Annotated in this window: 13 protein-coding genes; 8 read left to right on the forward strand and 5 right to left on the reverse strand. The window is 68.3% G+C overall.

Annotated elements, in window-relative coordinates:
• Nucleotides 1-330 precede the first annotated feature (330 nt).
• Nucleotides 331-1,752 carry a helix-turn-helix domain-containing protein gene (locus tag KBX00_RS03795; RefSeq protein ID WP_210823249.1) on the forward strand — a complete coding sequence of 474 codons (1,422 nt, stop codon included), beginning with the start codon at nt 331-333 and terminating at the stop codon, nt 1,750-1,752.
• On the opposite strand, the gene KBX00_RS03800 is transcribed toward KBX00_RS03795, so the two are convergent.
• Nucleotides 1,753-2,319, reverse strand: coding sequence for an NUDIX hydrolase (locus KBX00_RS03800; protein WP_210823251.1), 567 nt, complete (start codon nt 2,317-2,319; stop codon nt 1,753-1,755).
• A 301-nt stretch (nt 2,320-2,620) separates the two neighbouring features.
• On the opposite strand from KBX00_RS03800, the gene KBX00_RS03805 reads away from it, so the two are divergent.
• Nucleotides 2,621-3,610, forward strand: a complete 990-nt coding sequence (locus KBX00_RS03805) for an HIRAN domain-containing protein (protein ID WP_210823253.1) — start codon at nt 2,621-2,623, stop codon at nt 3,608-3,610.
• A 312-nt stretch (nt 3,611-3,922) separates the two neighbouring features.
• The gene (locus tag KBX00_RS03810; RefSeq protein WP_210823255.1) at nt 3,923-4,678 is read left to right on the forward strand and encodes a DUF5131 family protein; all 756 of its coding nucleotides are present in this window, start codon (nt 3,923-3,925) and stop codon (nt 4,676-4,678) included.
• Here the strand turns inward: KBX00_RS03810 and tcmP are convergent.
• Together tcmP and KBX00_RS03820 are read right to left on the reverse strand one after the other, a co-directional pair.
• Nucleotides 4,662-5,831: a three-Cys-motif partner protein TcmP gene (gene tcmP / locus KBX00_RS03815; protein ID WP_210823257.1), complete on the reverse strand. Its 1,170-nt coding sequence runs from the start codon at nt 5,829-5,831 to the stop codon at nt 4,662-4,664. The two genes, KBX00_RS03810 and tcmP, sit on opposite strands and share 17 nt — an antisense overlap.
• 338 nt (nt 5,832-6,169) lie before the next feature.
• Nucleotides 6,170-7,462, reverse strand: a complete 1,293-nt coding sequence (locus KBX00_RS03820; RefSeq protein ID WP_374225245.1) for an MFS transporter — start codon at nt 7,460-7,462, stop codon at nt 6,170-6,172.
• Between the two features lie 143 nt (nt 7,463-7,605).
• Between KBX00_RS03820 and KBX00_RS03825 the strand changes: the two genes are divergently transcribed.
• Genes KBX00_RS03825 through KBX00_RS03840 form a run of 4 tightly spaced genes read left to right on the forward strand, consistent with a single transcriptional unit; the run spans nt 7,606 to nt 10,627 of the window.
• Nucleotides 7,606-8,649 (forward strand): aromatic ring-hydroxylating dioxygenase subunit alpha, encoded by a 1,044-nt coding sequence (locus KBX00_RS03825; protein WP_210823259.1) that lies wholly within the window; start codon nt 7,606-7,608, stop codon nt 8,647-8,649.
• Complete coding sequence (locus tag KBX00_RS03830; protein WP_093402248.1) at nt 8,646-8,873, forward strand: hypothetical protein; 228 nt, start codon at nt 8,646-8,648, stop codon at nt 8,871-8,873. The genes KBX00_RS03825 and KBX00_RS03830 overlap by 4 nt, the downstream gene beginning before the upstream one ends.
• Complete coding sequence (locus KBX00_RS03835) at nt 8,870-9,823, forward strand: PDR/VanB family oxidoreductase (RefSeq protein WP_210823260.1); 954 nt, start codon at nt 8,870-8,872, stop codon at nt 9,821-9,823. The genes KBX00_RS03830 and KBX00_RS03835 overlap by 4 nt, the downstream gene beginning before the upstream one ends.
• A 30-nt stretch (nt 9,824-9,853) precedes the next feature.
• Complete coding sequence (locus tag KBX00_RS03840; RefSeq protein ID WP_210823261.1) at nt 9,854-10,627, forward strand: IclR family transcriptional regulator; 774 nt, start codon at nt 9,854-9,856, stop codon at nt 10,625-10,627.
• A gap of 31 nt (nt 10,628-10,658) precedes the next feature.
• On the opposite strand, the gene KBX00_RS03845 is transcribed toward KBX00_RS03840, so the two are convergent.
• On the reverse strand, nt 10,659-11,267 hold the full coding sequence (locus tag KBX00_RS03845) for a TetR/AcrR family transcriptional regulator (protein WP_269741356.1): 609 nt from the start codon (nt 11,265-11,267) through the stop codon (nt 10,659-10,661).
• Nucleotides 11,268-11,375: 108 nt separating this feature from the next.
• Between KBX00_RS03845 and KBX00_RS03850 the strand changes: the two genes are divergently transcribed.
• Nucleotides 11,376-12,386: an aldo/keto reductase gene (locus KBX00_RS03850; protein WP_210823263.1), complete on the forward strand. Its 1,011-nt coding sequence runs from the start codon at nt 11,376-11,378 to the stop codon at nt 12,384-12,386.
• Between the two features lie 61 nt (nt 12,387-12,447).
• On the opposite strand, the gene KBX00_RS03855 is transcribed toward KBX00_RS03850, so the two are convergent.
• Complete coding sequence (locus tag KBX00_RS03855) at nt 12,448-12,915, reverse strand: MarR family winged helix-turn-helix transcriptional regulator (protein WP_210823264.1); 468 nt, start codon at nt 12,913-12,915, stop codon at nt 12,448-12,450.
• Between the last annotated feature and the right edge of the window lie 2 nt (nt 12,916-12,917).

Here is a 12,917-nt window from a genome sequence, read left to right on the forward strand (position 1 = left end):
CGGCGGTGGTGGCGGTTCAGGACGCCGCAGCAGCCATCGCATGAGTCCGGGCAGGTGCTTTCGGAGCGTCACCGTTCCGCCTCCTCACACAGCGTCGGAAGGGCGGATCCGATGGGAGCTTCTGGGCCGTGGAGGATGCCTGCCCACACCAGGCCCGGCGCGTTGTCGGCGTCGAAGTTCATGTGCGAGACGATGCCGTCGGACTAGCTGTGGCGGCCATGTCGGCTGGTCATGTCACGGTGACATGGCTTGCCTCGACCAGTCCAGACAGCGGCCCTAGGCTCCAACTCGAACACCATGAGTAGTCGACTGACGACGCTGGGAGCCGCTGTGCTGCTCGACCATCTGCGCATTCCTGACGACCTCTGGTCACGCGAGGACATACGTACGGCACTGGCTGCCCGCGATGTTGGCGCACTGTTTCGGCTGCTCGCCAGGCACACAGGCGCGAGCCAGAACCGCATCGGTGCCGCCGTTGGCCTGGAGCAGGGTTACGTTAGTCGGATCATCGCCGGCCGGAAGGTGACGTCGATCGAAGTGTTGGAACGGATCGCCGACGGCTGCGGTATGCCCGACGAGTCACGGATGACGCTCGGTCTCGCTCCGCGCCGGCGGTCATGTCGCCCTGACATGGCCGATCGTCGGGACGGCCGGCGAAGTGATGTGCCGGCCAACCGCTCCTGGCGTGAGGATGTGCGCGCTGCTACGCAGCTATGGGAAGGCGACGTGAACCGTCGAGAAGTACTCCGTCAGACCGTGTTCAGCTCCGCCGCGTACACCTTGCCAGCGCTGCGTTGGTTCACCGCCACCAGCCCGCAACCCGTCGCGCAGGAGGGCCGCCGAACGGTCGGTAAGCCCGACATCGACACCATACGCGAGATGACCGCCACGTACCGACGGCTCGACAACCAGTACGGCGGCGGCCACGCCCGCGAGAACGTCACCCGCTACCTTCACCAGGAGGTCACGCCCCTGCTGACGGAGGGCCGATACGACCCGCAAACCGGCCGCAAGCTGCTCACCGCCGTCGCTGAGCTGACGCAGCTCGCCGGCTGGCAGGCGTACGACATGGCCGAACACGGCCTCGCCCAGCGCTATCTCACCCATGCCCTCGACTTGGCCCGCGCCGCCGACGATCCCGGCCTGGGTGCCGAGATCCTCGCCGCGATGAGCCACCAAGCCACCTACCTCGGCCATAGCGCCACTGGCGTCGACCTCGCCCGCGCCGCTCGGCACACCGCACACCGCGCCGGAATCACCGTGTTGACCGCCGAGGCGCTGGTCATGGAGGCCCACGCCCACGCCGCCTCCCGCGACGCGCCCGCCTGCGCCACCGCCTTGCACCAGGCGGAACGAGCCCTCGACCGAGCCGACCGCAGCAGCGCCCCGCAGTGGCTCGGCTACTTCGACGAGGCGTATCTGTCAGCCAAGTTCGGCCACTGCTTCACCGCACTCGGCCAACACCGCCATGCCGAACGCTTCGCCGCCCGCTCGCTGCGGATGGACGAACTCTACGTACGCGGCAAAGCCTTCAACCTCGCGCTCCTGGCCACCATCCAGGCCCGCCACAGCGAGCCCGACCGCGCCAGCGCCATCGGCGGACAAGCCCTCACCCTTACCACGCAACTGAAGTCCGCCCGCGCCGTCCGCTACGTGCGTGACCTGCAATCGGACCTCATGGCACACCGCCGCCGACCAGCAGTCCGGAACCTCATCACCCGCATCGATGCTGCTCTCGGGCAGCGCCGCTGACTACAACTCGCCGTGAGCCTTACGCGCGACCAGTTCCAATACGGCAATGACCGTACCGGCACCCACGATCTCGCCCTGGGAGACGAGATGCCGGGCCTTCTCCAGCGGGATCCAAGCCACCCGCTCGGCCTCGTTCACGTCCACCGGCGCGCCGATGTGCTCCGCATCGCGGGCAAGAAACAGCAGGTTCTCCGCGTCTGCGGTCGCCACCCACGGCTGGAACGACAGCAGCGGCTCCACCGCACCCGGACGCCAACCGGTCTCCTCCTCAACCTCCCGGACCGCACACGCCGCCGGCTGCTCCCCGTCATCGACATAGCCACCGGGCAGCTCCCACACCCAACGGTCGAACACGAACCGGTGCCGCCGCATCAGCAACAACCGCTCCTGACCGTCAAGCACCGCGACCATCGCCGACCGAGGCGCCCGAATCACGTACTGCTCGAAACGAACCCCGTCCGGCAACTCCACATCAGCGACACTCAACCGCGCCCGCCGGCTACCATCCACCACCCGCTCACCGTGAATCGTCCACCGCGTCGATCCGCTGCCTTGTTCCTCCGCCATCGGGCCAGTATCCGACCGACGACGCCGAGCCGCGGCCATACGGCCCTTCGCTCCGGTATAGCTCGGTGGTGACGATCCCGTACTGGACAAGCAGTCTCAAGCTGTCGGCTGCCACCAGCCGGTGACGATAGTCATCGTCGACGGGCCGAGTGCGGAACCCATCGGTTGATGTTCCGGACCAACCCGCATTCGGGCTTCCGCTGCCTCGCTGTCTAGCGTCTCGACTACACGGTGTCGACTACCCGACATTTGCACAAGTCGGGGCTGACGAGGGCTTGGCCGGGGACGGTAGCCTCCGCCAATGATCCGACCATTTGACCTGTGGGGCCAGCGAGGCTGGTGCAGCCAAGAGGTCGTAGGCGAGTCCAACTACGCCAAGGAGATCCGAGCGGCACTCGGCGCGGACTTCAAGTCATACGGGTCTGAGGTAGAGAAGGACGTGTACCTCGTCCCGGAGCCCACTAACCGATTCGATCCGACCGCCGTCAAGATCGTCTACGGTGGGCAAGTACTCGGGTATCTGCCAAAAGACCAGGCCAAGGTCTACTCGCCCGTCCTCGCGGCGCTCGTCAACCAGGGTTGGACCCCTCAGGTCCGAGCCCGCATCTGGGGACGTGAAGATGAAGACTGGGACGGACGCCGCCGGCCCGAGTTCGTGGGATCGGTAACTCTCGACCTCGCCGAATCGCACATGATTGTTCCAGCCAACATGCCGCCAGCCGACCTGCACGTGGTGCTTCCCCAAGGCCGCGTCGTCCAAGTGACGGGCGAAGAGAAGCACATGACTCACTTGGCTCAGCTAGTGAGCCCGCAGGGCGAGTGCTGGGTTTACGTGACGTTGCACCAGGTTGAGCAGCAGCGGGCTCGATCGACGCGAACGCTGGTCGAGGTTCGAGTCAACGACCAGCCCGTCGGCACCCTGAGCCCCGCGACATCAACCGAGATGTTGCCGGTGCTCTCCCACCTCTCGGAACTCAACATGTTGACAGCGGCCCGTGCAGTCCTGAAGGGTAACCGGGTCAAGGCCGACGTCGCGCTGAACATCTGCAAGGCCAGCTCGTTGACTGATGCGTGGCTGGATGCGCCGCCCGCAGCTGAAGGCACCCGGCCGGCACAAAAGACAGCTGCTGGGAGCCACGGTCACGATGTTGCCCGCGCGCAGCAATGGCGGTTCGTGGTTCCACCGGGATGGCCACCCCCGCCCGCAGGCTGGGTCCCACCCGAAGGCTGGCGGCCCGATCCATTGTGGCCGCCAGCGCCTGACGACTGGCAGTTCTGGGTCCGCGATTGAGAGCGCCCTATGCCTACCCCTCCTTTCACCAACTACAGGTAAAGAAGCGACCGCCAGCCTGGCCATCGGGCCGACCACGCTTCGCCACCTGGGTAGACGTCGTCACCAGTGGTCGTCGCTGGTCGCTCACGATCGGCCTCCGACGGCCTGGCGACGGCCTGGCCGAGTCAACTTGCGCCCTCCGCCCGTTGGACGAGCAGGGCATGCGTGACTGCCGCATGCGTCGGTTGATCGACAAGAAAGATCGTCTGCATGTCTTTCAATCCGTACGCATGTTCGACAGTATTGACGTAACCAACCCAGGGAGTGGTCATGGCAGATAAGAGCGCCATCGAGTGGACCGAAGCGACCTGGAATCCCACGACAGGCTGCGACCGGATCTCTGCGGGATGCGACAACTGCTACGCCTTGAGCCTGGCGAAGCGCCTGAAGGCTATGGGGTCTGCCAAGTATCAGAACGATGGCGACCCGCGCACCTCTGGACCTGGCTTCGGCGTCACGCTTCACCAAGACGCACTGAGCATCCCAGCGCGCTGGCGCGAGCCGCGAACAGTGTTTGTCAACTCCATGAGCGACCTGTTTCATGCTCGCGTGCCGATCGACTACGTGCGCCGCGTGTTTCAGGTCATGGCGGATACTCCGCGCCACACTTACCAAGTGCTCACGAAGCGGGCATCACGGTTAGCGCGAGTCGCGGACCAACTCGACTGGCCGTCAAACGTGTGGATGGGTGTCAGCGTGGAAACGGAGCAGGAGCTGCCACGAGTGGAGCACCTTCGCACTGTCCCGGCGACTGTCCGGTTCATCTCCGCAGAACCACTGCTCGGCCCTCTCAACGGCATCGATCTAACCGACATCCATTGGTTGATTGCTGGCGGCGAGTCTGGGCAGGGTGCCCGTCCTGTAGACCCCGCATGGATCCGAGGTCTACGGGACGAGTGCGGCAAGGCAGGGACGGCCTTCTTCTTCAAGCAGTGGGGAGGGAGGACCCCGAAGGCAGGCGGCCGGCTGCTGGACGGCCACACGTGGGACGAGATGCCGTCGAGAGAACTTACGCCGGCTCGATGAGCGCCTGAAACAACTTGTCCTTGCCCTTGGGGCTGGTCTTGGTCACATCGGGGTACAGCCTCGCCCACGCTTTGCGTAGGTGTTTTTGGCGGGCCTGGCCGGCCGCTTCACCGTACACCTCGCTGTACCGCTTGCTGATGACGAAGGGCTTGCCCTCGGCTAGGAGTCGACGTAGGTTCGCCTCGATCTCGTTGATCCAGCCATCCTCTAGCACCTGCTCACTCGCCTTGAAGCTCGCTTCGTCCGCGAACAGGGTGTCGGCGTTCTCGATGTCGTAGACGGCCTTGCGCCACTGACCGAGGCCAAGAGACAGGGCTTCGGCGAACTCGCTGAATCCGTCGCGGTGGCGAGTTAGGAACACTAGGTAGTAGAGGGGCTTGTGGCGAGCCCGGTTACGGACCGGGGTCACCCACCAGCTGCAACGTTGATTGACAGCCAACCGGCGCGTGTACTCGACGACCACGGCCATCTCCGCTCGTTCCTTGTCGTCTTCGTGATCGAGCCAGACCTTCTGCCACCAGCCACCGCCGCATGCAGCGTCCATCCGGGCGAGGGTTGCCGCTCTTCCCGCGTTCTCCTTGGTGCTTGTGAGAAGCCCAGCTACCCGCCGTAGACCAACCGCGCTGAAGTTGATGAGCAGCTCGGTAGCTGGGGGGTGTTCTGGACGCCGGGCGAACACTTGCGCCGTCTTCGCGAACGGGATCATGACTCCGAACGGGTCGAGGTAGACCAGCGCAGGGATGCCCTTCACCAGGGTCAACAGGTCGTCGAGGTGATCCTCTATGCTGCCGGCAAAAACTTGCATTGGCAGACCTTCGCCCTCTGCTGCAACCACCTGCCGAAGCTTGGTCAGTGACTCCGGGTCGCTCTCGACGAAGTAGCCCTCCAGCTTCCGGTTGATCGGCCGGAGTTCGCGCGCCTTCCGCAGCAAGAGTGCAGGAGAAGCCTCGTCTCCGTTGTCGTACCTACCCTCCCCCGCATACCCGTCGACAATCGCGACCCTGTGATCAGGGGAGTACAGGCCGGTTTTCCCAACGAACGGGCTGATGTACTTGTCGATGATGGCGTGTTTCAAGATCGCCGCCGGCTTTTTACCTTCGAAGAAGCCCACGCGCATCCCCCACTTGGTTGCCTCGCCCACTAGGTCACGCATAGTGAGCAGTCGATGCCATGGGGTTATTATGATCCACTGGCATAGATCCGAGGTACCTTCCGGCGGGCCGACCTTTTGTCAGGTGGACGACAGCAAGCTCCTGGTGCTGTCGCCTTCCATGTCAACCCGCCCCAACGAGGGCTCTGCAAGAAGCGCGGCTAGCGGCCGAGCTGGGCGCGTTCAGCGTGGGCAACGCCGTCGCCCCCAGCCGGTACGCGGTGCCCAGCGCCATACACGTGGCGCACTGCGGACAGGCCAACCAGCCGGTGAGCGACACCCGAGAACCCCTCAATCACATCGTCATGCCACGCAGGCCCAGGATGGCTGTGCCGGCGCGGTCAGTCGGCCTCGTCGCGTGCGGCGGCGTCTCTCTCGGCGGCCTCGATGTTGGCGTCGGTGACGACGAACATGCCGAGCAGCAGGGTAAGCGTCAGCACTCCCATGATGGCGAAGACCGCGCGGAGGCCGAAGACCTCGGCCAGCAGACCGCCGACCAGCGCGCCGGCCGGCATGCTTCCCCAGGCCAGCATTCGGTAGCCGCTGTTGACCCGGCCGAGCAGCCGGTCCGGGGTGATCCGCTGGCGCAGCGAGATGGTGATGACGTTCCAGGTGGCGAGCAGGATCCCGCCGACGAAGAAGACCGCGCCGATCACGAACGGGTTGGTGCTCAGCGCCGGTACGCCGACGACGGCGGCCATCGCCAGCACGGAGAGCGCCAGGGTGCGCGACCGCCCGAGCCGTTGTTCGATCCGTGCGGTGGCGACCGAGCCGAGCACGATGCCGGCGGCGACGCTGGTGAGCAGTATCCCGTATCCGGGTTCGGTGAGGCCGACGGCCGAGTCCGGGCCGACCGCGTAGAGCACCAGCACGGCGAAGATGCCGCTGGTGATGAAGTTGCTGGTCCCGACCATCGTGGCCAGGGTGCGCAGCAGCCGGTGCCGCCAGAGGAAGCGCAGCCCTTCGGCGATGTCGGCGCGCATCGTCGTCGGCTCGCCGCGCTCGATCCGGAACCGGCCGGCGACCAGGAGCAGCGCGGCGACCGCCACCGCCCACAGCACCGCCGGCCCGGCGAGGGCCAGGGCCACCCCGGCGGCGATCAGGAAACCGGCGAGTGGCGGGCCGACGAACTGGTTCGCGGCCAGTTCCACGGCGGCGAGTCGGCCGTTGGCCCGGGGCAGTTGGTCGCGGGTGACCACCTGCGGCAGGATCGACTGGGCTGAGGTGTCGTAGAGGGTCTCGGCCATGCCGAGGCCGAGCGCCACCAGGTAGAGCAGCCAGATCGACCCGGAGTCGAACGCCGCCGCCAGCGCCAGCCCGCCGATCAGCGCCGCGCGCAGGGTGTTGGCGGCGAGCATCACCCGACGCCGGTCGAGCCGGTCGGCGAGGGCGCCGGCCGGCAGCGCGAACAGCAACCACGGCAGGCTGAACGCGGTGGCGACCCCGGCCACCAGCACCGGTGAGCGGGTGTAGCCGACGGCGACCAACGGCAGCGCGATCTTGACGATCCCGTCGGCCAGATTGGACACCGCCGACGCGGACCAGAGCCGCCAGAACCGGCCCCCCAACCCGCTCTCGCTGGCTGGGCTTGTCGCCGTCTGATCGGTACGCACTGGTTCCTCGACCCCCGTCACGCCGCTGATCATCGCAGCGTCGCGGCGACCGGCGAAAGACCGCACGGCCTTTCACTCAGTGAAACCGGAACTGCCGATCAGCGGTCGGGTCACGGGATCATCCGACTGCACCCCGCTCCCGTCCCGAGAGAGGTTGGGTCACCATGGCGTTCGCCCGCAACCAGTGGTACGTGACGGCCTACAGCAACGAGGTCGGGCGGGATCTGCTCGCCCGAACCGTGCTCGGTGAGCCACTGGTCCTCTACCGCACCGAATCCGGGGAGGCCGTGGCGCTCGCCGACCGGTGCGTGCACCGTCGCTATCCGCTGTCGGAGAGCCGACTCGACGGCGACACGATCGTCTGCGGCTACCACGGGTTCACCTACGACCAGACCGGGACCTGTGTCTTCGTACCGGGCCAGCAGCGCATCCCGCGGACCGCGCGGGTGGCCGCGTACCCGGTGGTGGAGCAGGATTCGCTGATCTGGGTGTGGATCGGCGAAGCCGACCGCGCCGACCCGGCCACGATCCCCCGGGCCCCCTGGCTGGACGACCCCCGGTACGCGGTCGTCCGCGGGATGGAGCCGCTGAATGCGCGGTACAGCTTGCTGGTGGACAACCTGATGGACCTGTCCCACGAGACCTACCTGCACGGCGGCTACATCGGCACCCCGGAGGTGGCGAACACGCCGATCACCACCGAGGTCGACGAGGAACGCGGCATCGTCTACGTCAGCCGACACATGGACGACGCCGAGTGCCCGCCGTTCTACGCCAAGTCGACGGGCATCCAGGGCCGGATCACCCGCTGGCAGGACATCGAGTACCACCCGCCGTGCCTGTACCTGCTGCACAGCCGCATCGCGCCGCAGGGCCTCTACCCGCCGACCGAGGGCGAGGACAGCGACGCCTTCCACGCCGAGATCGTGTACGCCATCACGCCGTCGACGGAGCACACCACCTACGACTTCTGGGCGGTGGCCCGCGACTTCGCCATCGACGACGAGTCGGTGAGCGAGTACCTGCACCAGAGCAACCGCACGGTGGTCATGCAGGACGTGACGGCGCTGAACATCCTGGAGCAGGTGATCGCGTCCGAACCGGACAAGTACCAGGAACTCAGCATCAACATCGACACCGGCGGACTCGCCGCCCGCCGTCTGATCGCCCGGATGGTCGAGGCGGGGACGGTGGGGGCGCCCCGATGACCGGACCGGCCCACATGCTCACCGGCGACCGGATCTACCGGATCCACTGGATGCCGGGCACCGACACGCTGCGCGGGATCTGCCACTGCGGTGCCGAGCGCGTCGCCGAGGAACCGGTCGAGCTGTGGGAGTGGCTGCTCGCCCACCCGTACGGTCATCAGCCGCCGGAGGCGGTCGCACCGACCCCGCACGCCGCGCCGACCCGGTCGGCGGTGCCGGCATGACGGCCGACGACCTGGACGGCGCGGAGCTGGTGGTGGCCGACCGGGACCCGGCGGCGACGGGTGTCGCCGTGTTGAGCCTGTGCCGCCCCGACGGCGGCGACCTGCCCGCCTGGTCGCCGGGTGCCCACCTCGACCTGGAACTCGGGCCGGGGCTGGTGCGCCAGTACTCGCTCTGCGGCGACCCGGCCGACCGCGCCACCCTGCGGGTCGCGGTCCAACTGGAGGCGGAGGGACGCGGCGGCTCGCGGCACGTGCACGAACGTCTCACCCCGGGCGCGACCGTCCGGGTGCGCGGGCCGAGGAACAATTTCCCGCTGGTGGCGGCGCCGCGCTACCTCTTCGTCGCCGGTGGCATCGGCATCACGCCGATCCGGCCGATGGTCGCCGCCGCCGACGCCGCCGGAGCCGACTGGCGACTGGTGTACGGCGGGCGCAGCCGCGCCACGATGGCCTTCGCCGACGCGCTGCGGGAAAAGTACGGCGACCGGGTGAGCCTGTATCCGCAGGACGAGACCGGCCTGCTCGACCTGGACGAACTGCTGGGGCAGCCGGTCGACGGGCTGGTCTACTGCTGCGGGCCGGAGGCGTTGATCGCGGCGGTGGAGCAGCGCTGTCGGACCTGGCCCACCGGCACCCTGCACGTCGAGCGCTTCACCCCGCTGGCCCCCACCGAGGCCGTGGACGCCCCCGTCGAGGTGGAACTCGCCCTCAGCGGCCGGACGCTTACCGTGCCGCCGGGCACGTCGATCCTGGAGGCGGTGGAGGCGGCCGGTGTGCAAGTGCTCTCCTCGTGCCGGGAAGGCACCTGCGGCACCTGCGAGACCGGCGTGCTGGCCGGCATGCCGGAGCATCGGGACAGCCTGCTCACCGAGGCGGAGCGGGCTGCGGGCGACACCATGATGATCTGCGTTTCCCGGTCCGTCACGCCCCGGCTCACGCTGGAGCTGTGACCGGCGGGCCGGGGTCGGCATGATGGCGGGGTGGACGCGCAGCCCGGACGGTCGGTCACCAGCAAGGTGCTGGCCCTGCTCGACGCGTTCACCCCGGCCAGCCCGGCGCTGACCCTCAGCGAGCTGGCCCGGCGGGCCGAGCTGCCGTTGCCCACCGCGTCCCGCCGGGTCGCCGAGCTGGTCGCCTGGGGCGCGTTGGAGCGCGGTGACGACGGGCGGTACCGGATCGGGTTGCGGCTGTGGGAGGTCGGTTCCCTCGCTCCCCGGGGGCTCGGGCTACGCGAGCTGGCGCTGCCGACCATGGAGGACCTGTACGAGGTGACCCACGAGAACGTCCAGCTCGCCGTCCGGCAGGACGTGGAGCTGGTCTTCATCGAACGGATCGCCGGTCGGCACGCGGTGCCGGTGCTCACCCGGGTCGGTGGCCGTTTCGCGTTGCACGCCACCGGCGTCGGGCTGGTCCTGCTCGCGTACGCGCCGGCCGAGGTGCAGGAACAGGTGCTGGCCGCGCCGTTGGAGCGGTACACCCCGCTGACCATCACCGAGCCCGGGCGGCTGCGGCGGGGGTTGGCCGAGGTGCGCCGCACCGGGTACGCGGTCAGCGACCGGCAGGTGACCATGGACGCCCTCTCGGTGGCCGCGCCGATCTGCGGACCGGAGGGTTCGGTGGTCGCCGCGATCTCACTCGTGGTCGCGCACCACCGGGCGGACCCGGTGGCGCTGGCACCACTGGTCCAGGCGGCGGGCCGGACCATCTCCCGATCCCTCGGCACCTCGTACGGGCCACGGGGGTCGGTCGGGTGAGGCCGGGTGTCGCCCCGAGGGACGCTCGGCGTCAGCGAAGGCCACGCATGAGGTTGTCCACAAGTGTCCGGGCGAACTCCTCGGTGAGCGGCTGGTCAGGGATGAGCAGGCGGTGATAGCAGGCTCCCCAGAGCTGGTCGATGACCGACTCCGGATCGATGTCGGCCCGCAACTGTCCCCGTGACACCGCCCGGTTGAGGGTCTCCACCCCCAGCGCCCGACGAGGCCCGGAGTAACGCTGACGGTAGGCGGCGGCCAGGTCGGAGTCGGTCTGCGACTGGGCGATGAGCTGACTGATCACCCGCCCGGCGGTGGTGTCGTTCATCAGGTGGACGAACGCGACGAGCTGGCTGGTCAGGTCGGCGACGATGTCCCCGGTGTCGGGAAAGGCCAGCGTGGGCGCGACCACGGCGAAGTAGCCGTCCAGGGCGAGGGCGCCCTTGGACGGCCACCACTTGTAGATCGTCATTCGGCTGGCACCGGCGCGCGCGGCAACCTTCTCGATGGTGAATCCGGCCATGCCCTCCTCCAGGAGGAGATTTCCGGCCGCCGCGAGTATCTCCTGACGCACCTGGTCTGCCGGGCGGCGACCGCGACCGCGCTGGCGCGGCTCGCCGGCTTCCGACGTGGGCTGGCTCACTGCCCCTCCACTCATATGGACACAGTGTCTCCGAGAGAGTTATATGGACGTAGTGTATACAGCAGCGATCGGCTGCCGGTAAGGAACCACCTGTGGAGGATGGACAAGATGACGACCATTGAGCGACGCACGCTCGGCACGACCGGCCCGACGGTCTCCGCCCTCGGCCTCGGCGCGATGGGCATGTCGGACCTGTACGGCCCCGCTGACGAGGCCGAGAGCCTCGCGACGCTGCACGCCGCGCTGGACGCCGGGATCAACCTGATCGACACCGGGGACTTCTACGGGTCAGGGCACAACGAGATGCTGATCGGGCGGGCCCTCAAGGAACGTTCTCGGGAAGACGTGGTGCTCAGCGTCAAGTTCGGCTCCCGCCGCACCCCCGACGGCGCCTTCCAGCCCGTGCCGTACGACGTATCAGGGCCAGCCGTGAAGGACCGGTTGGCATACTCGCTGCGCCGACTCGGAACCGACTACATCGACATCTACCGCCCGTCACGGCTCAATCCCCAGATCCCGGTGGAGGAGACCATCGGTGCCCTGCGGGAGATGCAGGAGGCCGGCTGGATCCGGCACATCGGCCTCTCCGAGGTGGGCTCGGAGACCATCCGCCGGGCGGCGGCGGTGGCACCGATCAGCGATTTGCAGATCGAGTATTCGCTGCTGTCCCGAGGCCCCGAGACGTCCATCCTTCCGACGCTGCGCGAGCTGGGCATCGGTCTGACCGCGTACGGTGTGCTCTCCCGGGGCCTGCTGAGCGGGCACTGGCAGGCCGACCGTCAGCTCACCGGCACCGACTTCCGGGCCGGCAGCCCCCGGTTCCAGGGCGAGAATCTGCAGGCCAACCTGCGCCTGGTCGACGCGCTGGGCCGGGTCGCCAAGCGATTGGGCGCGACCACCAGCCAGGTGGCGATCGCCTGGGTCGCCGCGCAGGGTGCGGACGTCGTGCCGCTGGTCGGCGCACGTCGCCGTACCCGGCTGACCGAGTCCCTGGCCGCCGCCGACCTGACCCTCGATCAGGCTCTGCTCGACGAGATCGAGCAGGCGGTGCCGCATGGATCCGCCGCCGGGGAGCGGTACGCCGCGCCGATGATGGCGCTGCTCGACAGCGAGAAGTGACGGCATGCCCTTGGGGTCCGGCCCGCCGGCGTGAGCTGGCGGACCGGGCCCGCAATGCCGTTCAGCCGGGGAAGGCGAGCAGTCGCAGCAGGCCGGCCAACCGCTCGTGCTCCTCGGGGGTGACCGGGGCCAGCAGGCCCAACTCGACGGCACGGGCGGCCTGCTGGGCGCGGGCGAAGAGGTCACGGCCGGCGTCGGTCGCGACGAGGACGTTGGCCCGCCGGTCGGCCGGGTCGGTGCGGCGCTCCACCAACTGTCGCTGCTCCAGCCCGTCGACAAGCGCGACGACCTGACTCGGGTCGAGGCGGAGGAACTCGGCCAGCTCCCGCTGGGTGGGTCGAACCCCGTCGGCGGCCAGCGCGAGCACCGAGTAGGACCGCGCCTTGAGCCCGTGCTCGGCGAGAGCGGCGTTGGCCGCCGCGAGCGTGAGCGCGTTGGCGCGGGCCAGCAGGAAGACCAGGTCACCGCCGAGCACACTGTCCCGCAGGGCGTCCCGCCCTGGCAGCCGGGTCTTCCCGCTAGCGGACATGG

The organism is Micromonospora sp. C95 (assembly GCF_018070465.1).
GTDB lineage: Bacteria > Actinomycetota > Actinomycetes > Mycobacteriales > Micromonosporaceae > Micromonospora.

Excerpts from the sequence above, each read along its gene's own strand:
- KBX00_RS03800 (WP_210823251.1), bottom strand. The coding sequence starts at position 2,319 with ATGGCGGAGGAACAAGGCAGCGGATCGACGCGGTGGACGATTCACGGT.
- KBX00_RS03805 (WP_210823253.1), top strand. The coding sequence starts at position 2,621 with ATGATCCGACCATTTGACCTGTGGGGCCAGCGAGGCTGGTGCAGCCAA.
- KBX00_RS03810 (WP_210823255.1), top strand. The coding sequence starts at position 3,923 with ATGGCAGATAAGAGCGCCATCGAGTGGACCGAAGCGACCTGGAATCCC.
- tcmP (WP_210823257.1), bottom strand. The coding sequence starts at position 5,831 with ATGCGTGACCTAGTGGGCGAGGCAACCAAGTGGGGGATGCGCGTGGGC.
- KBX00_RS03825 (WP_210823259.1), top strand. The coding sequence starts at position 7,606 with ATGGCGTTCGCCCGCAACCAGTGGTACGTGACGGCCTACAGCAACGAG.
- KBX00_RS03830 (WP_093402248.1), top strand. The coding sequence starts at position 8,646 with ATGACCGGACCGGCCCACATGCTCACCGGCGACCGGATCTACCGGATC.
- KBX00_RS03835 (WP_210823260.1), top strand. The coding sequence starts at position 8,870 with ATGACGGCCGACGACCTGGACGGCGCGGAGCTGGTGGTGGCCGACCGG.
- KBX00_RS03850 (WP_210823263.1), top strand. The coding sequence starts at position 11,376 with ATGACGACCATTGAGCGACGCACGCTCGGCACGACCGGCCCGACGGTC.
- KBX00_RS03855 (WP_210823264.1), bottom strand. The coding sequence starts at position 12,915 with ATGTCCGCTAGCGGGAAGACCCGGCTGCCAGGGCGGGACGCCCTGCGG.